Source organism: Halobacillus sp. 12SKB (assembly GCF_052941655.1).
The window spans coordinates 2,957,864-2,974,832 of the sequence record NZ_JBRFWR010000001.1 but is presented as its reverse complement, the minus strand read 5'-3'; the positions used below and the strand labels follow the sequence as shown (position 1 = coordinate 2,974,832).

The 16,969-nt window shown below is 44.6% G+C and carries 22 protein-coding genes; 1 reads left to right on the top strand and 21 read right to left on the bottom strand.

All coding sequences use genetic code 11. The features are described 5' to 3' along the window. Window positions 1–2: 2 nt before the first annotated feature. The 7 genes from resA to ACQ4XT_RS14790 all read right to left on the bottom strand — a co-directional run bounded on the left by resA (window position 3) and on the right by ACQ4XT_RS14790 (window position 5,502). Window positions 3–554 (bottom strand): thiol-disulfide oxidoreductase ResA, encoded by a 552-nt coding sequence (resA, locus tag ACQ4XT_RS14820; protein WP_446854350.1) that lies wholly within the window; start codon window positions 552–554, stop codon window positions 3–5. Window positions 555–608: 54 nt separating this feature from the next. Then, entirely contained in the window at window positions 609–1,337 is a 729-nt protein-coding gene (locus tag ACQ4XT_RS14815) for a pseudouridine synthase (RefSeq protein WP_446855695.1), read from the bottom strand. A gap of 136 nt (window positions 1,338–1,473) precedes the next feature. Next, window positions 1,474–1,989 (bottom strand): spore maturation protein, encoded by a 516-nt coding sequence (locus ACQ4XT_RS14810; protein WP_446854349.1) that lies wholly within the window; start codon window positions 1,987–1,989, stop codon window positions 1,474–1,476. Continuing rightward, window positions 1,986–2,576: a nucleoside recognition domain-containing protein gene (locus ACQ4XT_RS14805; RefSeq protein ID WP_446854348.1), complete on the bottom strand. Its 591-nt coding sequence runs from the start codon at window positions 2,574–2,576 to the stop codon at window positions 1,986–1,988. Before ACQ4XT_RS14805 ends, ACQ4XT_RS14810 begins: the two co-directional genes overlap by 4 nt. Beyond that, window positions 2,564–3,601 carry a D-alanyl-D-alanine carboxypeptidase family protein gene (locus tag ACQ4XT_RS14800; protein ID WP_446855694.1) on the bottom strand — a complete coding sequence of 346 codons (1,038 nt, stop codon included), beginning with the start codon at window positions 3,599–3,601 and terminating at the stop codon, window positions 2,564–2,566. The genes ACQ4XT_RS14805 and ACQ4XT_RS14800 overlap by 13 nt, the downstream gene beginning before the upstream one ends. 561 nt (window positions 3,602–4,162) lie before the next feature. Then, window positions 4,163–4,756 carry an SMC-Scp complex subunit ScpB gene (gene scpB / locus ACQ4XT_RS14795; protein WP_446854347.1) on the bottom strand — a complete coding sequence of 198 codons (594 nt, stop codon included), beginning with the start codon at window positions 4,754–4,756 and terminating at the stop codon, window positions 4,163–4,165. Then, complete coding sequence (locus ACQ4XT_RS14790; protein ID WP_446854346.1) at window positions 4,747–5,502, bottom strand: segregation/condensation protein A; 756 nt, start codon at window positions 5,500–5,502, stop codon at window positions 4,747–4,749. Before ACQ4XT_RS14790 ends, scpB begins: the two co-directional genes overlap by 10 nt. Window positions 5,503–5,670: 168 nt before the next feature. Between ACQ4XT_RS14790 and ACQ4XT_RS14785 the strand changes: the two genes are divergently transcribed. After that, window positions 5,671–6,174, top strand: a complete 504-nt coding sequence (locus tag ACQ4XT_RS14785; protein ID WP_446854345.1) for a DUF309 domain-containing protein — start codon at window positions 5,671–5,673, stop codon at window positions 6,172–6,174. Window positions 6,175–6,229: 55 nt separating this feature from the next. Here the strand turns inward: ACQ4XT_RS14785 and ACQ4XT_RS14780 are convergent, their stop codons facing one another. The 14 genes from ACQ4XT_RS14780 to ACQ4XT_RS14715 all read right to left on the bottom strand — a co-directional run bounded on the left by ACQ4XT_RS14780 (window position 6,230) and on the right by ACQ4XT_RS14715 (window position 16,573). Then, window positions 6,230–6,595 carry a GNAT family N-acetyltransferase gene (locus ACQ4XT_RS14780; protein WP_446854344.1) on the bottom strand — a complete coding sequence of 122 codons (366 nt, stop codon included), beginning with the start codon at window positions 6,593–6,595 and terminating at the stop codon, window positions 6,230–6,232. Window positions 6,596–6,861: 266 nt separating this feature from the next. Then, the gene (locus ACQ4XT_RS14775) at window positions 6,862–7,326 is read right to left on the bottom strand and encodes a site-2 protease family protein (protein WP_446854343.1); all 465 of its coding nucleotides are present in this window, start codon (window positions 7,324–7,326) and stop codon (window positions 6,862–6,864) included. A gap of 18 nt (window positions 7,327–7,344) precedes the next feature. After that, on the bottom strand, window positions 7,345–7,779 hold the full coding sequence (locus ACQ4XT_RS14770) for a peptidylprolyl isomerase (RefSeq protein WP_226589922.1): 435 nt from the start codon (window positions 7,777–7,779) through the stop codon (window positions 7,345–7,347). 15 nt (window positions 7,780–7,794) lie between these two features. Continuing rightward, a complete protein-coding gene (gene lysA, locus ACQ4XT_RS14765) occupies window positions 7,795–9,090 on the bottom strand; it encodes a diaminopimelate decarboxylase (protein WP_446854342.1) in 1,296 nt (431 codons plus the stop codon). Window positions 9,091–9,205: 115 nt separating this feature from the next. Beyond that, window positions 9,206–10,675 (bottom strand): spore germination protein, encoded by a 1,470-nt coding sequence (locus ACQ4XT_RS14760; RefSeq protein WP_446854341.1) that lies wholly within the window; start codon window positions 10,673–10,675, stop codon window positions 9,206–9,208. A gap of 24 nt (window positions 10,676–10,699) precedes the next feature. Beyond that, window positions 10,700–11,050, bottom strand: a complete 351-nt coding sequence (spoVAE, locus tag ACQ4XT_RS14755) for a stage V sporulation protein AE (RefSeq protein ID WP_206945248.1) — start codon at window positions 11,048–11,050, stop codon at window positions 10,700–10,702. Further along, window positions 11,047–12,063, bottom strand: coding sequence for a stage V sporulation protein AD (gene spoVAD / locus ACQ4XT_RS14750; protein WP_446854340.1), 1,017 nt, complete (start codon window positions 12,061–12,063; stop codon window positions 11,047–11,049). The genes spoVAE and spoVAD overlap by 4 nt, the downstream gene beginning before the upstream one ends. 12 nt (window positions 12,064–12,075) lie before the next feature. Continuing rightward, window positions 12,076–12,519 (bottom strand): stage V sporulation protein AC, encoded by a 444-nt coding sequence (gene spoVAC / locus ACQ4XT_RS14745; protein ID WP_242517721.1) that lies wholly within the window; start codon window positions 12,517–12,519, stop codon window positions 12,076–12,078. 41 nt (window positions 12,520–12,560) lie between these two features. After that, window positions 12,561–12,971, bottom strand: coding sequence for a stage V sporulation protein AB (locus ACQ4XT_RS14740; RefSeq protein ID WP_146817819.1), 411 nt, complete (start codon window positions 12,969–12,971; stop codon window positions 12,561–12,563). Then, window positions 12,958–13,575: a stage V sporulation protein AA gene (locus ACQ4XT_RS14735; RefSeq protein ID WP_446854339.1), complete on the bottom strand. Its 618-nt coding sequence runs from the start codon at window positions 13,573–13,575 to the stop codon at window positions 12,958–12,960. The genes ACQ4XT_RS14740 and ACQ4XT_RS14735 overlap by 14 nt, the downstream gene beginning before the upstream one ends. 180 nt (window positions 13,576–13,755) lie before the next feature. Beyond that, complete coding sequence (gene sigF, locus ACQ4XT_RS14730; RefSeq protein ID WP_146817825.1) at window positions 13,756–14,502, bottom strand: RNA polymerase sporulation sigma factor SigF; 747 nt, start codon at window positions 14,500–14,502, stop codon at window positions 13,756–13,758. Between the two features lie 10 nt (window positions 14,503–14,512). Beyond that, window positions 14,513–14,953 (bottom strand): anti-sigma F factor, encoded by a 441-nt coding sequence (gene spoIIAB / locus ACQ4XT_RS14725; protein ID WP_160911906.1) that lies wholly within the window; start codon window positions 14,951–14,953, stop codon window positions 14,513–14,515. Further along, complete coding sequence (gene spoIIAA, locus ACQ4XT_RS14720) at window positions 14,938–15,303, bottom strand: anti-sigma F factor antagonist (RefSeq protein ID WP_226589936.1); 366 nt, start codon at window positions 15,301–15,303, stop codon at window positions 14,938–14,940. Before spoIIAA ends, spoIIAB begins: the two co-directional genes overlap by 16 nt. Before the next feature lie 94 nt (window positions 15,304–15,397). Continuing rightward, window positions 15,398–16,573 (bottom strand): D-alanyl-D-alanine carboxypeptidase family protein, encoded by a 1,176-nt coding sequence (locus tag ACQ4XT_RS14715; protein ID WP_446854338.1) that lies wholly within the window; start codon window positions 16,571–16,573, stop codon window positions 15,398–15,400. Window positions 16,574–16,969 lie beyond the last annotated feature (396 nt).

Below are 16,969 nucleotides of genomic sequence, written 5' to 3'. Positions count from 1 at the left end.
CTCTATTCCTCCGGTGCAATCTTTTGCAAGTGGCCTTCGAGTTTGTCCAACGTCAGCGGGCCGATGACTTGCTCTTCAATTTCACCTTCAGGATTGATGAACAGCGTAGAAGGAATCGGACCGATGTTATAAAGATCCATCACTTCTCCATTTTTGTCCTGGAGAATAGGAAAGGTCAGATTGTATTCGTTCACAAAATTCTTCACCACAAGTTCGGTTGAATCCAAATTGACAGCAAGAATTTCGACACCTTTCTCTTTATACTCGGGATACAATTCTTCCATATAAGGCATTTCATCTTTACATGGCTTACAATACGTTGCCCAAAAGTTGACCATGACGCCTTTTCCTCTCAAATCACTCAATTGAACCGTCTCATCTGTACCGAACTTTTTCAATTGAAAATCGGGAGCTTTCTCCCCTTTGGCGATCACCGCTTGTTCATCCTTGCCGTTGGCGACGAGAGCGAACACAACAAGGCCGACCATGACGGCAAGCATAGCTGTTCTGAAAATAAGGCGCTTTCTTTTTTTTCTAATGGTTGATTCCTTCATTTTGACTCACTCCCAAACCATTATAACATTGATTGAAGGCTGTAAATTTGAACGTTATTCAACAGTTTTTTCGGCAAGTGCACGAAGCTGCTTCACTTCGAACGGTTTCAATGGACGAGAATCACCAGCATTCATTCCATGTAAGTCCAGTGTCCCGTAGCGTTCACGCTTCAATTTGTCGACAGGGTATCCAAGGGCCTCAAACATCCGGCGGACTTGACGGTTCTTTCCTTCATGAAGAACGATTTGTACAATCGCCGTATTCTTCTTCGAATCAGTGGAAGTGACTTTCGCATGGACGGCTTTCAGATACTCCCCGTCTACAGTCATTCCTTTCTTCAACTGTTTCAGTTGATCTTTGGTAGGAATGCCTTTTGTTTTTGCGATATACACTTTGTCCACTTCATGACTCGGGTGCATGAGTAAATTAGCAAACTCCCCGTCATTTGTTAACAAAATCAATCCAGATGTATCGTAATCCAGCCTGCCGATTGGGAAAATCCGCTCTCGGACTTCCGGTAAGAAGTCTGTGACTACTTTACGTCCTTTATCATCACTGACACTCGAAATGACACCGCGTGGTTTATATAACAAATAGTAGACAGGCTCTTCCTTATCGATCGGTACTCCTTCTACTTCAACATCATCGTTCTTACCAACCTTGGTTCCTAATTCTGTTACTACTTTTCCATTGACTGTCACCTTGCCGTCAACAATCAACTTTTCTGCTTTTCTTCGTGATGCGACACCTGCGTGGGCGATCACCTTTTGTAGTCGTTCCATATCTGCCATACGACCGTCACCAACTTTCTTTGAAATCACTTTTTTTCATGAAACGAAGCCACGCTTACAAAGCGCGGCTCATCCGTTCCTCTACATTATACACATTCTATAAAGTTTTGAACAAAAAATCATCCTATTAACCAAATAGGATGATTACAATGATTATTGATGCTATTATACCAACCAAGTCAGCCATGAGTCCAACTTTCAAAGCATCTCCCATTCTTTTGATCCCGACAGCACCGAAATAGACAGTGATGATATAGAGCGTGGTATCGGTACTTCCCTGCATCACAGATGCGAGGTGCCCGATGAACGAGTCAGGTCCAAACGTGCGGATCAGCTCGGTTGTCATACTGAGTGCGGCCGTTCCTGATATAGGGCGGATGAAAGCCAGAGGGAGAATTTCAGCTGGAGCTCCGACCAAAGCCATAAGAGGTTCGAAAAGTTTCACGATCGCCCCCATTGCACCGGATGCCTGGAAAACAGCAATCGACACCATCATCCCCAATAAAAAAGGAAGTAAGCTGATGGCAATTTGAATCCCTTCTTTACTTCCTTCCACGAATACCTCGTAAGACGGCACCTTCTTGATGGTGGCTGTGACCAGCACAAGCAGGATGATGGATGGGATAAGCCATATGCTGATCATAAGCGCATCGCCCTCTCCCTTTTATAATGAAAATAACGGTCGATCAATAAAGCGGCAATGGTAGAAATAATGGTTGCCAAAATGGTAGCACCTACGATGGAAGTCGGATCTTGTGAATCATACTTCATCCGAATCGCAATGACGGTAGTCGGAATGAGTGTCAGGGAGGAGGTGTTGATGGCAAGCAGTGTAATCATAGACCTGCTCGCTTTATCCGAACCTGACAACTCTTTCAACTCCTTCATCGCTTTCAATCCCATCGGTGTGGCCGCATTTCCAAGACCGAACATGTTGGCCGTCATATTGGAAAGGATGTAACCAAGAGCCGGGTGACCCTCTGGAATCTCTGGGAAGATGCGTTTGACAAAAGGACGGAAGATTTTAGCCAGGCCGGCAAGCAGTCCCGCCTCTTCCGCGATTTTCATCAGGCCCAGCCAGAAAATGAGCACACCTGCAAGGCTCAAAGTAATCATAATCGCCTCGTCCAATGTTGAAAAAATCGCTTTGTTCACGTCCGCCATCGTACCATTGAACGCTGCATAGATAATTCCCGTAACCGCAAGGAACGCCCAAATCAAGTTGACCATGGCGCGACCCCCATCATCCTGTTCAGGAAGTTCTTCACTTCTGAAAAGAAGGATTGAGAAGGGCGTTCATTCCATACAGGGGCCTCCACTAATGGTGTTTTTCCCACCATGAAGTACGTCACACCTGCTAAATTCGACTTCCCTTGATGATCGTATCGGTAAAATGTAGCCTGAAGATCTTCTTTTTCAGATAAAGTCAGAGGATAATAGATATCCCGCGGAATATATAGCGATTGTCCATTCACTTCAACGGTACCTTCACTTTGAAGTTTGACCGTTTCAAAATTACTGAATCCCCACTCGAACATCCGTGTGTGGTCATTCCAATCATCAGGAGCATTCAAAGTAACAGCGATGAGCTCCATGCCGTCTTTTTGGGCACTTGTTACCAACGTTCGTCCAGCGGCTTTTGTGAACCCGGTTTTTCCACCGTTCGTCGGCTCATAATATTGAGTGAGCATTTTATTTTTATTCTTCCAGGAATATTCACGATTTTCAGAACGATACATTTCGCTGCCTGTCACTTCACGGAACGTATCATTTTTCATGGAATAGGCCATCAGCAGCCCCAAATCATACGCGCTTGAGTAATGGGTTTCTCCATCCAGGCCGTGTGGGTTTTCAAAATGGCTGTTATTCATTCCAAGCCAAGCCGCTTTTTCATTCATCAGCTGCACAAAACCTTCGACACTCCCCCCTACGTGTTCGGCAATGGCTACAGCGGAATCATTTCCGGACCTCAGCATCAACCCATAGACCAGATCCTTCAGAGGGATTTTTTCTTTTTCTGTCAAATAGATGGAGGACCCTTCTGTATAAACGGCCCTTTTACTTACTTTCACTTTTTCTTCCATCATTCCTGATTCAATCGCTATGATAGCGGTCATGATCTTTGTGGTGCTGGCAATCAGTGTAGGGTCATAGGCATTCTTTTCATACAGGACCCTTCCTGATTCTGCATCCATCAGAACGGCCCGCTCAGCAGATACCGAGATATTAGGCTGCGCCTGAACCCGATCCACCATAAAGAATGGGAGTAGTATAGTCAGTGCCATAATCATATAAAAGAACCTTCTCAAGAGGACTTCCTCCTATTCACATCATTTGCTTCAACTTATGCAAAAGCGTACAAGCTTATGAGTAATAGAAAGATACAATCATGGCAGGATTATGGAAGAATCAGGTTCGAGATGTTTATTGAGTGTGCTCTTATGATTGAAGAAAGTGGTGAATATAGACCTCTCCACAGCTGTCACTCCGAACGTAAATGCTTGATATAGAACGTTTTATGCTTACTTAGTAAGGAAGAGTGTAAGCCACTCCTTCTAGCTATAGGGTTCGTTTCTCTCCTATTTCGAATGGGGTGGTTGGGAAGCTGCGAGACTCCCGTGGGAGAAGGAGATAGGCGAGATCCCGCCAGGCGATAGCCTGAGGAAGCTCGGCGCTCCCCCACAGGAAAGCGAGTGGCTGCCCAACCACCCCCGACTCTTAATATGATAAACGAAACCCGAATTTTCCTTGAATCGATTCCTCCCCAATCGGAATCTTTTATAGAAAAAAAGCTGTTCCTGGTGGGGAACAGCTTTTTAGTCGTCGGCGAAGGGGTCTTCGTTGAATTTTTCGAAAAAGAGGTCGGCTTCGCCTTCTTCTTCCCCTTCGCCTTGCTTGAGCTCAGAAAGGGGTGGAAGCTCTTCAATGGATGTCAATCCAAAATAGATCAGAAAGTCTTTGGTCGTTCCATATAGAATCGGACGACCAATAGCATCCTTCCGTCCTTTTTCTTCAATCAGACTGCGATTGACGAGAGTCTGGATGGCACGATCACTTTTGACCCCTCTCAGATCATCAACTTCTATTCTTGTAATCGGTTGTTGATAGGCAATGATGGCAAGCGTTTCAAGAGCCGCTTGGGACAACCTTGTCGATCCTGGTGAATCTAAAAGACGCTTATAATAGGAAGCATGCTCAGGCTTTGTGGTCAAATGCAAAGTTCCTTGTGAATCCATGATTGTGAGACCTCTGTTCTTGGATTGATAGTCTTTTATCATTTCTTCCAACAAGGATTTGAACGTCTTCGTATCCAACTCTAATAGGTTTGTCAGTTTCTTTTTTGTGATCCCTTCTTCTCCGGCGGCAAAGAGCAGGCCTTCCGTTATGGCTTTGTAGTCTTCTAACTCCATGGTGCATCCTCCATCTTATATACGATTAGTTCATCAAAATGTTGTTGTTGGACACATACGATATCATTACTCTTCATCAGCTCAAGTAAGGCGATGAAAGTAACGACGATATGCGGTCGTGTTCGTTTTTCAAATAACTGATGAAAAGGAGTGCCACCTGCTTGTACATCAATTTTACCGAGAATTTCTTCCATTCTCATTTGGATGGGTATCTCATCTCTCCGGACTTTCGCTTCCTGTGGTTTTTCAGTTTTGGCCCGCTTTAACAGATTCCCCATCGCTTGAATCATATCATAAACAGAAGCTTCTCCAGGGCGTACTTCCGGCATTTCTTCTTCCCAGCCTTCCATATTCAATGGAGGTCGGGTATAGATGCGGTTGGCATCCAGTTCTTTTTCCTTCAGTTCCTCTGCCGCCTGTTTATATTTACGGTACTCAATCAAGCGCCGCATCAAATCTTCACGAGGGTCATCTTCCATCTCCCCATCGTCGAATTCATCTTCCATGTTCTGATTAGGAAGAAGCATCTGACTTTTCATGGCAAGTAAAGTAGCAGCCATTACGAGATATTCGCTCGCAAGATCCAGTTCCAGCTCCTGCATCGTATGGATATAATTCATGTACTGGTCGGTAATTTGGGAAACGGGTATATTATAGATATCAATTTCGTATCGATTGATCAGGTGTAAAAGAAGATCAAGAGGTCCTTCAAAACCTTCTACTTTCACTTGGTAGCTTTTTTTCATATCATTCTTCCTTTACGTTCCAATGTTCTTTCTATAATGGTATCAAAAAACACCCTGCTGTGACAGCATGTATTCAATGACCATGAATGTCTTTAGCCTTACATCTTCTGTTACGTTATACTATAGTTATAAGTACTAGAACCTGTTTATTCAACAACCGGGCATCTCATGGTTGTATCAAAGGAATGGATTGATTATATGTATCCGAAAGCTTATATTGAATTTCTTGCCCATTTCCATGGAACGAGAGATTACTTTGAGTGTCATGAGGTCCTTGAAGAGCATTGGAAAGAAGTAGATCCTCGTAACCAATCTTCCATCTGGGTATGGCTCATCCAAATCGCCGTAGCTATGTATCATGATCGCAGAGGCAATCAAGCTGGTGCTAAAACTCTGGTACAACGATGCTTAAAAAAGAAAATCGAACACGAGAAAGAACTCCCACTCCTCGGCTTGGATGGAGAACGTCTGGAAAAACAGCTGGAAGAATTCAAAGCCCGTTTGGACACAGAGGTGCCTTATCGCAGCTGGACTTTGCCCATCATTGATATGGAGCTCTTAAAAGAAGTCCAACTGTTATGCCAGCAATGGGGCGTTGCTTATGGATCCCCCAGTGACCTTTCCGATGAAAACCTTGTATTCAAACACAAGAGGAGAAAAAAGTCATTTTGAGTTCAGTGATAAAACGAAACAAAGGAGGTGTCGTTTCGCGACACCTCCTTGTTCTTTATAACTGTGAAGAGGCACTTTCTTCATCACATTTCTCAATGAATGATTCTGTGGCCACATCTGAGCACACTTCACATTCATCTTTGAAATGATCACGGACACGGTGAATCAGCTGTCGTCCAATCCCAGTATTACGATGGGAAGGGTTGACGGATAGATGCTGGATAATGGCTTTGCCATCTTCCAGACGGACTCCGACCGCTCCGAGGATATCTTCCTCTTTCCACAAAAATAGATTCCAATCCGGATTGGAATCGTATTCCCTTATAATTTCCTGAAGCGTCTTCACGTCTGATACTTCAGGCATGAAAGAAAGCAAACCCATCGCAATCTTTTCAAATGATTTTTTATATCGAATTAACATATTAACCCCTCAATTATGAAAATAACTTTCCTAGAGTTCCAGATGATCGATCGATGGATCGAAAAAGAAAATGGTTACTTTCAATCATTGTCCAATTCATCCTGTATGTCAAGCTTACATGACGATGACGAACCAGTAGTATAAACCCCAACCGATGCTGAACAACGATAAAAACGTAAACAGCATCCAATTTTTCATTTTCATTATACGTTGCCCCCGGTTTTTTGTGATTTGCCCCGCTACATAGAATATAGCATAGCCCGTAATTATTCAAGCCTGTCTAAAAACCGGCGTTTCACAATCGACCAAAGCCGATAACCGTCAGAATCCTTTCCTTTGATCGAAAACGGAACAAGATTCATGATGGCAAGATAAGTATTAAAAAGAAAGGAGACACGAAGCAGATGACCACCCTGGTCCTTAAACCATATGAACAATACCATAGCCGTTACAGCATTGAACAAAGGTCCGCCAATACTGATCCAGGCTTTTTCAAAATCCTTGAACGGCCGTTTCCGTTCATTCACCGAGTAAGCTCCCTGGAAGAAAAAAAGGTGAATGTACACGCAGACCCCATTTTTTCTCCATCGCCCGATGACCTTTCCCCGGCCGAGGTGCAGGATACTCTGATCCGCCCGAAAGTACAAGCCGGGAAAAAGGTGACCAAGTTCATGGACGAACAGGCTTAAAGGTGCCACTAAAAAAATCAAGACAAGTAATGTGACAATCATGAAGGGCTCTTCTAGTGATTATTTGTCCTCGACGCGGACCTTCTGCATCACATCTCCGACACGAACACGATCGACCGTGTCCACACCTTCAATCACTTTGCCAAATACTGTGTGACGACCATCTAAATGTGGTTGAGGAGAGTGACAGACGAAGAATTGGCTTCCTCCGGTATCTTTTCCAGCGTGGGCCATGGAAAGGGATCCTCGCTCATGCTTATGAGGATTGCCTTCTGTTTCGCATTTGATCGTATATCCTGGGCCACCCGCTCCTGTACCATTCGGGCATCCGCCCTGGATGACGAAATCAGGGATGACACGGTGGAAAGTCAATCCATCGTAAAATTCATCATTAGCAAGTTTCTCAAAATTCGCTACTGTATTCGGTGCTGCTTCCTCGTAAAGTTCAATCAGCATTTTTTCTCCATTTTCAAATTCAATCGTTGCTTGTTTCATTTCTCATACCCCTTTTCATTTTTCATAACTTAAATCAAGTCGTGTCATCTCTTGATAGCTCTCTCTTCTGACGACAAGCTGATGCTTTCCGTCTTCGACAAACACAACGGCCGCTTTTTGAAAGCGGTTATAATTGTTAGCCATAGCATAACCATACGCTCCCGTGCTGAAAACTGCAAGTCGATCTCCATGTTCAACCGGCGGAAGCGCCACATCCCATATTAGCATATCTCCAGATTCACAGCACTTTCCAGCTATGGAATACTCTTTTTCCGGCTTTTGATTCATTTTTTCTACAAGCGCAGCTTCATATTTCGCCTGATAAAGAGCTGGCCGGATATTATCTGTCATCCCACCGTCGACAGATACATAGGTCCTCACATCAGGGACTTCCTTGGTGGAACCGATGGTATAGATCGTTGTACCGGCTTCCCCGACAATGGCACGTCCCGGCTCGATCCAGATTTCCGGCATAGGATAATCGTACTGTGCGGACAGTTTTTTCACTTCACGGATGAGGGCATGGGCATATTGATCCAGCTCAAGCGGTTCGTCCTCTTTAGTATATTGAATACCAAAGCCGCCACCTAAATTCAGTACGGAGGCTTCATATCCGCAGCGGTCACGCCAATCGTTCAACGTAGTGAAAAGCTTACGTGTAGCCATCTCGAAACCGCTCGTCTCGAAGATTTGGGAGCCGATGTGACAATGAAGTCCGACTAAGCGAATATTGGCATTCTCCTTGACTTTCATGAATGCCTCTTCAGCCTGGCCACTGCTTAAGTCGAAACCGAATTTTGAGTCTTCCTGCCCGGTCAAAATATAATCATGGGTATGGGCTTCAATCCCCGGTGTCACCCTCAGTAATACATCCATCTCTTTCTTCTGCTCTTCAAGGATGGAGTGAAGGAGTTCGATTTCATAAAAGTTATCGACGACGATACATCCGATTCCATGTTCCACGGCCATCTCCAATTCACGGATACTTTTATTGTTGCCGTGCATGTGGATCTTCTCTACCGGGAAGCCTGCTTCAAGGGCAGTATGTAGTTCTCCTTCCGAAACGACGTCCAAACTGAGACCTTCCTGGTTCGCAACCTGGAGCATAGCGACAGAAGAAAAAGCCTTACTCGCATAGGCGACTTGAGCAGCTACCTGATTCTCTTTGAACGTCTGCACGAAGGCCCGCGCCTTTTTCCTGATTTCACCTACATCATATACATAAAGAGGGGTGCCGTATTGTTCGGCAAGATCTGCAGCTGGGACCTGCCCGATCAACAATTGCCCTTTTTCATTAACTTCATGATTCATCGTAACCCACCTTTTCTACTAACGGAGAAATGATAAAAAGAAAATGCCCCTTGGAAATCAAAGGACATCAAGATTTATTTTAATTTATCACATTGCTAAAGAACGGGCAATACGATTATTTCTGACGCTTATTGTTTTGAGGATGTACAACGCTCGGCCGCACTTTCAACGATGGCATACTGAGACGCAGAATAATTTGGACCGCCGCTTTTCCGTTGAACGGGAGAAAAGGCCACAAATATGGAGTGTTCAGCGACTTGGTATTCGCTAACAGCAGAACATAAGCCAAGAATCCGCACATCAGCCCTTTGATTCCGAATATAGCGACTAATATCACAAACAGGATACGTGCCATTTTATTGGCTACAGATAATTCATAACTCGGTGTTGAATAAGATCCGATGGCTGCAACGGCTACGTAAAGGATGACTTCGGGTACAAACATTCCTACGTCAATGGCGATTTGTCCTATAAGAACAGCGGCAATAAGTCCCATAGCCGTCGATAAAGGCGTCGGTGTATGAATGGCTGCGATCCTTAACATTTCCAAACCTAAATCAGCAATTAATATTTGATAGATGATAGGGATCGAGCTTTCCTCATTGGGTCCAATAAAAGCAAAAGGTTCGGGAAGCAAATCCGGTTCCATAACAAACAGCATCCATAATGGCAGAAGAAAGACAGATGCAAAGATCCCAAAGAAACGAACCCACCGTACAAAAGTCCCGACAGGAGGAGACTGTCGGAATTCCTCCGCATGCTGTACATGGTGAAAGTAAGTAGTGGGAGTAATGATTGTACTCGGGGACGTGTCAGTCATAATGACCACATGCCCTTCAAACAAGTGGGAAGCAACGACATCCGGCCGTTCCGTATATCTTACCAGCGGAAACGGATTCCTTCCCTGATTAACAATGTACTCTTCCAGACTTTTATCCGCCATTGACAAGCCGTCGATATCGATTTTTTGAATTTCATCCTTTAATAACTGCACGAGACCTGGGTCGGCAACGTCTTTGATGTAAGTAATACAAACATCTGTTTTTGAACGATTTCCGACCTGCATGATTTCATTTCTCAAACGTTCATCTCTAATACGGCGTCGTGTAAGTGCTGTATTCTCTATGATATTTTCTGTATAACCGTCCCTCGAACCACGGATGACCTTTTCCGTATCCGGTTCCTCCGGAGTCCTTCCAGGATACGTCCGAACATCAACAATGAAGGCCTCTGTTTCTCCATCAACAAAAATGACCATCAACCCGGAAAGCATCTGGGTGATACACTTATCAAGGTCTGAAGTTGTTTCTACTTGTTGGTGGGGGATCTCATCTTTAATGGATTTAAAAACAGAATCGACGTGATCCTCTGTATCATTCATTTCCATCAACTGCCGCATCACTTCTACAACGATTGGAGTTTCCACCAACCCGGTGACATAATAGAAGTTCACTTCAACACCCAGCAGGGTCAGCGTACGGAAACCGGCATCAAATGATTGGTCTACGCCAATGCGTTCATTCATCGTCTTCCGGTTTTGATCGAGTTTCATAACGATGGGCGTTTCTTTTTTCTTCTCTGGCATAAACCTCCACTCCTTGATCTCGATTTATCCTTTTGGTTTAAAAATCACAGCAACGATAAAGCCAAACAATATCGCGGATGCAATACCTGCAGATGTCAATTCGAAAATTCCTACGGCAACTCCGATAAAGCCATGTTCATCCGCTTGTTCCATCGCTCCATGCAAAAGCGAGTGCCCAAAACTTGTAATCGGTACCGTCGCTCCTGCCCCGGCAAATTCAATAAGGTTGTCATAGAGGTCGAACGCGTCCAGAACCGCACCAGCGACAACAAAGGATGACATCACATGGGCAGGAGTCAATTTGAAGACATCCAATAAAATCTGACCGATCACACAAATGCTTCCCCCGACGATAAACGCCCATAAAAATGTCATGATTCCCCCTCCACTCTCGTAAGAACAACGGCATGAGCGATTCCTGGAATCGATTCCTTCTGTTGGAGCATCATCGGACTCATGAGTGCACCTGTCGCAACAATTAACACACGCTTGTACTTTCCACTAATCAGGTCCTGCACAATTTTCCCATAAGTCACGACCGCTGAGCATGCGCACCCGCTTCCGCCTGCGAACACAGGTTGATCACTGTGGTAGACCAGAAGTCCGCAATCTTTGTGAACATCACTGATGTCATAGCCATCCTGTTTCATTAAATCTTTAAGAATAGGGGTACCGACGGCAGACAAGTCACCAGTTGCAATGACATCATAGTCTCCCGGTACGCGCCCCATGTCTTCCAGATGCGTTTTAATCGTGTCCCATGCAGCTGGAGCCATGGCTGATCCCATATCAAACGGATCCTTGACACTATAATCCATAACCTTTCCTATGGTTGCTGCTTCCACCTGGATTTGTGAAGGTGTTTTCGAAAGAATGGCTGCACCACTTCCCGTCACAGTAAATGTTGCGGTTTTGGGCTTTTGTCCTCCATATTCCGTTGGGTAACGGAACTGGCGCTCAGCAGTACAGTTGTGAGAACTTACAGCCACCAACGCTTGTTTGGCGTATCCGGACGAAACGAGCGCAGCTCCTGTCGCAAGGGTTTCCATACTCGTTGAACACGCGCCGAACATCCCTAGTACGGGTATGCCTAATTGTCTTGCCACATAGTTCCCCGTTACGTTTTGGTTCAACAGATCCCCAGCTAAAAACAAATCGATATTGGACTGGTCGATCCCTGCTTTTTGCAAACACGTGTACACGGCATCCGTCATCAATTTGCGCTCCGCAAGCTCCCAGTTGGATTCTCCACAATGAAGTTCTTCATGAATGACGTCGAACGTTTCTTTCAGCGGGCCTTCGCCTTCCATCGGTCCGACAGCTGTACCCGTGGATTGTAAGTACACAGGTTCTGTAAATGTCCATGATTGTGTTCCCGTTTTACCCATATGCTTTTCCTCCTAAAAAATAAGCGACCACACGTAACGAATGATTCCCAGTACATACGCAGCAACCACACCGAATACAATGACCGAGCCTGCTAACTTGAACAAATTCGTTGCAACCCCCAGTACAAGGCCTTCGGATTTATGCTCGAGGGCGGCTGAAGTAATTGAATTAGCAAACCCAGTCACAGGGACCGCAGATCCGGCTCCTGCAAACTGTCCGAGTTTATCATAAACACCAAACCCTGTTGCGAGCGCAGATAGAAGAATTAAAGTCGCTACCGTCGGGTTGATGGCGTTCTTTTCGCTATAATCGAACCAGTGGATATACATTTGTGTCAAAAGTTCACCAAATACGCAAATCAATCCACCCACGATAAATGCTTTTATACAATTCATTACATAGGGTGGTTTCGGCTGGTACGATTTTCTCGCTTTATCAAAATTCTTCTCGTTCAGTGGTTGTTTATCCACACGGTTTCCTCCTAATCACACATCGTTCACCTGACAAAAATAATCCATTGAAACAACGACCCCGCAATTTTCCCAAGGACCAGTGCCATTAAAAGCGTAAATAGAAAGCCATCCACACCGATTCTTTTAAATAATAGCGGAAAGACATTCAGGACCTCTGTAAGAGCAGCAGCTAACATCCCTACGAAGATGCCATGAAAAAGCCCCCATATCACAAGGCCAATCACTGTCATTTTCACGGGTCCATCTCCAAATGAAAGATAAATCCCAGCAAAAACACCTAAAATTACGGCCATTTCATAACTTCGGAGTTTGGACTCTGAATGGCTCAATTGCATGAGCCTCGGGACAATCCCAAGCACTGTCAAAAAAGCGACGAAGCCGGTTCCGACCGCAATGCCAGCAGCAAGCCCAATGAGTACTTCAACGATCCACATCCTGTTTTTCCACCTTATTCTCCTTAATGGCCACGTAATGGTCGAGGTCTTCCTGATAATTGAAAATCTCTACTTCCATTGGACTCGGTTCTTCATTGAATCGTTTTTGAAACCAGTGGTTAAAAAATAAAATCATTCCAATTCCAAGACCTATGGAATACGGCACCTGAATCCATAATGGATGTTCCACTTTTTCCCCCGTCAGCATGAAATGCAACTTCTGTTGAACGGCCTGCATGCTCACATCATAATGGAAGTTCATAATCGCCATCGCTGCTCCGATAAACAGCAGGATCCATATTGCGCTGATTAATAGAGGAGACGGCTGCTTTTGGTGTTTCTCGACATGAACTACGCATTGATTCGGGCCGATCAGTTCAACTTCAAGCTCTGGGAATTTCTCAATCACTTGTTCAATGATCATGAAAGAGTCAATGACCACGATATTATGATCCTCTTCTGTCACTTGATGTAAGACCATCTGCTCCAAGACAGGTTTATGACGCTTTTGACCCGTTACACGAGCCACATCCTGTAAACGAATTTTCGCCAAAGGTTGAACATAAATCGATTGTTTTGTACGAATATAGACAGGAGTCGCCAATCCTACCGCCTCCCCTGTATGAATTTTCTTAGACTTATTATGTGTGAGAACGTAAAAATCATACGAAGAGTCCTTGGAGATTGATTCGTGAAGTAATGGTGGAACTGAAACGGCTCGAACCATTCACCATTCGAAATTTTCTATGACCATAAAAAAGCTGTACCTCTTTAGGTACAGCCATCAGCTGGTATCATTCATGGTTTCTTTCATATCGGCCAGGATTTTCTTTTCCAACCGTGATACTTGTACTTGCGATATGCCCAAGCGCTCCGCCACTTCGGTTTGCGTTTGGTCTTTATAATAACGCAGGTAAATGATCAGCCTCTCCCTCTTGTCCAGTTTACTCATCACATCCTGGAGGGTCAGATGATCGAACCAATTGCTTTCCTCTTCGGCAATCTGATCGACGAGCGTGATCGGATCGCCTTCATTCTCATAAACCGTTTCATATATAGACTGAGGGGTTCGTCCAACTTCCTCCGCCTGGACGATTTCCTCCCTTGTCAGACCTAACGCATCTGCGAGCTCATTAACTGTCGGCGAACGGCCGTATTCTTTTAACAGCTCTTCTTTCTTAGCACGCACTTTATGGTTCAGTTCCTTTAAACTGCGGCTTACTTTGACACTGCCATCATCACGGATAAAACGCTGGATTTCACCAATGATCATGGGTACAGCATACGTTGAAAAACGCACATCATAACTCAAATCAAATTTGTCGATGGATTTGAGCAGGCCGATACAGCCGATTTGATACAGATCATCCTGATCGTATCCACGTCTGAGATATCGCTGGACGACCGACCATACGAGACGGGTATTTTTTTCAACTAAAAAGTCCCTCGCCTCTTGATCGCCCGCCTGACTCTTTTTGATCAGCTCTTTGACATCTTTGTCGGACAGACGTTCTTTTGTCGTATCGCTCATAGGCGGCGCCTCAATTACACAAAGCGCGGGTTGACGTCAACTGCTTCGTCATTCGGATCGTCGTTCCGACCCCGGGCTCTGATGTAATGTCTACGCGATCCATGAAATTCTCCATGATAGTAAAACCCATTCCCGAGCGTTCCCATTCCGGTTTCGAAGTGTACAGTGGTTCTTTTGCAATATCAATATTCTCAATACCTTGACCACGATCCTGGATGATGAGTTCTATTTCTCCGTCATCAATCGCACATGTAAGCATCACTTTTTCATCGCTTTTCTCTTCGTAGCCATGAATGATGGCATTTGTAACGGCTTCAGAGACGACGGTTTTAATATCCGTCAACTCCTCCATCGTCGGATTGATTTGACTGACAAAAGCGGCAACAGATACCCGGGCAAGGGATTCATTTTCACTCACACTCGTAAACTCAAGCGTCATTTCATTTCGCATGATGCCACCCCCAACATCTCAAGCGCGGATGCCTCATCATCCACGAGCTTCATGATTTTGAACATTCCCGACATATCAAACAATCTCCGTACCTCAGGCGAAATCGAGCAGAGCACCATTTCATTCCCTTTCGCTTGTACTTCTTTATAACGACCGAGCATCACACCAAGGCCTGAACTATCCATGAAGGACAATTTTTTTAAATTGACAATCACATGTTCGACACCATTGTTCGCGAGCTCCTTCTGCCAAGCTTCCCGAAGCGTTGTAGCTTCATGATGATCCAGCTCCCCATTTAATCGGACGAGCAAAACATTCTCTCTGACAGCAAAATTAACTTGAAGACTCAAGTGAATTACCTCCTCTGACTTTATAAGAGTCACTATGTCTTTTCGTACTTTTCGCTGTCATTTCCTGCTCAAAAACATAACTAGTGGGAAAATGCTAAAACCTCTGAAAGCTCGTCAAATTCTTCCATGAACGCTGCCATAGAGCAGGGAAACCTGCTTTCTCCACCGTTTCAGATGTTTCCAAACGGACTTTAGCGACTTCCTGATCACCGTTCTTCACGATCACCCATCCCATATGGGCCCCTTTTTCCAATGGAAGGTCTGATTTTTCCGCTACTTTTAGTTCTGTTTCATATTTGCTCTTCTTGTCATTTTTCTTCTTCAGCACGACGACATCTTTTTCCGGGGAAAGGTTCAACTCCAAAGGCTTCCCTCTTGTGATTTTCATCGTTTTCATCGTGTCATCTTTAGAATAGAGTTTGACACCCTCATATTGACTGAACCCGTAATCCAATAGACTTGTCACATCCGAGTTCCTCATTTTCGGATTTTCTGCTCCCATAACAACGGCGATCATATGCATATCGTCTCGTTTTGCAGATGCTGTGAGACAATATTTCGCTTCACTTGTATAACCTGTTTTCAATCCGTCCATTCCCGGATAATTTTTAATCAACTTGTTCGTGTTGACTAACCAGAATTCATTTTCCTGCCCTTTTCGTAAATAATCATCATAAATCTTTGTGTAATTCGTTACTTCATCATGAAGTAGTAATTCTCTCGCCATGACAGCCATATCATGAGCTGTACTGAAGTGATTTTCAGCTGGAAGACCGGTCGGGTTTTGGAATTGTGTATTTTTCAAACCGAGATCTTTCGCTTTTTTGTTCATTTGAGCCACAAACTCTTTTTCACTGCCGGCAATCCGTTCAGCCATAGCGACACTTGCGTCATTTCCAGATGCTACAGCAATTCCTTTGAGCAAATCTTCAACCGTCATCTCTTCCCCGGCTTCCAGGAAGATTTGAGAACCTCCCATAGAAGCGGCGTGTTCACTAATACGGACTTTTTCATCCAGTTTGATGCCGCCTTTATCGAGTTCTTCCATGATCAACAACAGCGTCATGACCTTCGTCATACTCGCAGGGGGCAGCTTTTTATTTGAATCCTTATCATAAAGCGTCATCCCGCTGTTCTTTTCCATCAATATCGCGGACTTCGCCGAATTGACGATCTCTGTTGACTCCCTTTCTTCTGCAAAAGTCATGTTTAACGGAAAAAGTGAGACAACTAAACAAAGAGCGAGACACACACCCATCATTTTTTTCATAACCCAAACCTCCCATTGCTTTAAGTGACCCTATCTTTCCCTTACCATCATCTTCTATACATAATCCATAACAGCACCTCTAGGCATTCAATAATATGGCAACGTGATATCGAGACTTTTGTGCTGTGGATCGGGGCTGCGGGGAATAGCTCGCTTTCCGCGGGAGCGCGTTGAGCCTCCTCGGACTTCGTCCTGTGGGGTCTCACCAAGCACTCTTTTCCCGCAGGAGTCTCGCCATTCCCCTCCGCCCCTTTGCCAAGTGAGACTCTCGATATCACTTATAAAAACATCGGCTTACATGATTGAGGAGAGTGGATCATAAAAACCATCCACAGAAAGCACTAAAGATGTAGTGGCTTAATACAGAGGGGTTCATGCTCGCTCGGTAGAGAAAAA

Coding starts and splice junctions, on each gene's coding strand:
- ACQ4XT_RS14815 (WP_446855695.1), bottom strand. CDS start 1,337: ATGGAACGACTACAAAAGGTGATCGCCCACGCAGGTGTCGCATCACGA.
- spoIIAB (WP_160911906.1), bottom strand. CDS start 14,953: ATGCGAAATGAAATGACGCTTGAGTTTACGAGTGTGAGTGAAAATGAA.
- ACQ4XT_RS14740 (WP_146817819.1), bottom strand. CDS start 12,971: ATGTGGATCGTTGAAGTACTCATTGGGCTTGCTGCTGGCATTGCGGTC.
- ACQ4XT_RS14780 (WP_446854344.1), bottom strand. CDS start 6,595: ATGTTAATTCGATATAAAAAATCATTTGAAAAGATTGCGATGGGTTTG.
- sigF (WP_146817825.1), bottom strand. CDS start 14,502: ATGAGCGATACGACAAAAGAACGTCTGTCCGACAAAGATGTCAAAGAG.
- ACQ4XT_RS14760 (WP_446854341.1), bottom strand. CDS start 10,675: ATGCCAGAGAAGAAAAAAGAAACGCCCATCGTTATGAAACTCGATCAA.
- ACQ4XT_RS14775 (WP_446854343.1), bottom strand. CDS start 7,326: ATGATTGTCACATTACTTGTCTTGATTTTTTTAGTGGCACCTTTAAGC.
- resA (WP_446854350.1), bottom strand. CDS start 554: ATGAAGGAATCAACCATTAGAAAAAAAAGAAAGCGCCTTATTTTCAGA.
- ACQ4XT_RS14805 (WP_446854348.1), bottom strand. CDS start 2,576: ATGGTCAACTTGATTTGGGCGTTCCTTGCGGTTACGGGAATTATCTAT.
- spoVAD (WP_446854340.1), bottom strand. CDS start 12,063: ATGGGTAAAACGGGAACACAATCATGGACATTTACAGAACCTGTGTAC.
- spoVAE (WP_206945248.1), bottom strand. CDS start 11,050: ATGACATTTTTATGGGCGTTTATCGTCGGGGGAAGCATTTGTGTGATC.
- ACQ4XT_RS14810 (WP_446854349.1), bottom strand. CDS start 1,989: ATGATCAGCATATGGCTTATCCCATCCATCATCCTGCTTGTGCTGGTC.
- lysA (WP_446854342.1), bottom strand. CDS start 9,090: ATGAATCATGAAGTTAATGAAAAAGGGCAATTGTTGATCGGGCAGGTC.
- scpB (WP_446854347.1), bottom strand. CDS start 4,756: ATGGAGTTAGAAGACTACAAAGCCATAACGGAAGGCCTGCTCTTTGCC.
- ACQ4XT_RS14790 (WP_446854346.1), bottom strand. CDS start 5,502: ATGAAAAAAAGCTACCAAGTGAAAGTAGAAGGTTTTGAAGGACCTCTT.
- ACQ4XT_RS14715 (WP_446854338.1), bottom strand. CDS start 16,573: ATGAAAAAAATGATGGGTGTGTGTCTCGCTCTTTGTTTAGTTGTCTCA.
- ACQ4XT_RS14770 (WP_226589922.1), bottom strand. CDS start 7,779: ATGAAACAAGCAACGATTGAATTTGAAAATGGAGAAAAAATGCTGATT.
- ACQ4XT_RS14785 (WP_446854345.1), top strand. CDS start 5,671: ATGGTTGTATCAAAGGAATGGATTGATTATATGTATCCGAAAGCTTAT.
- ACQ4XT_RS14800 (WP_446855694.1), bottom strand. CDS start 3,601: ATGGTGGATCGGGTTCAGGCGCAGCCTAATATCTCGGTATCTGCTGAG.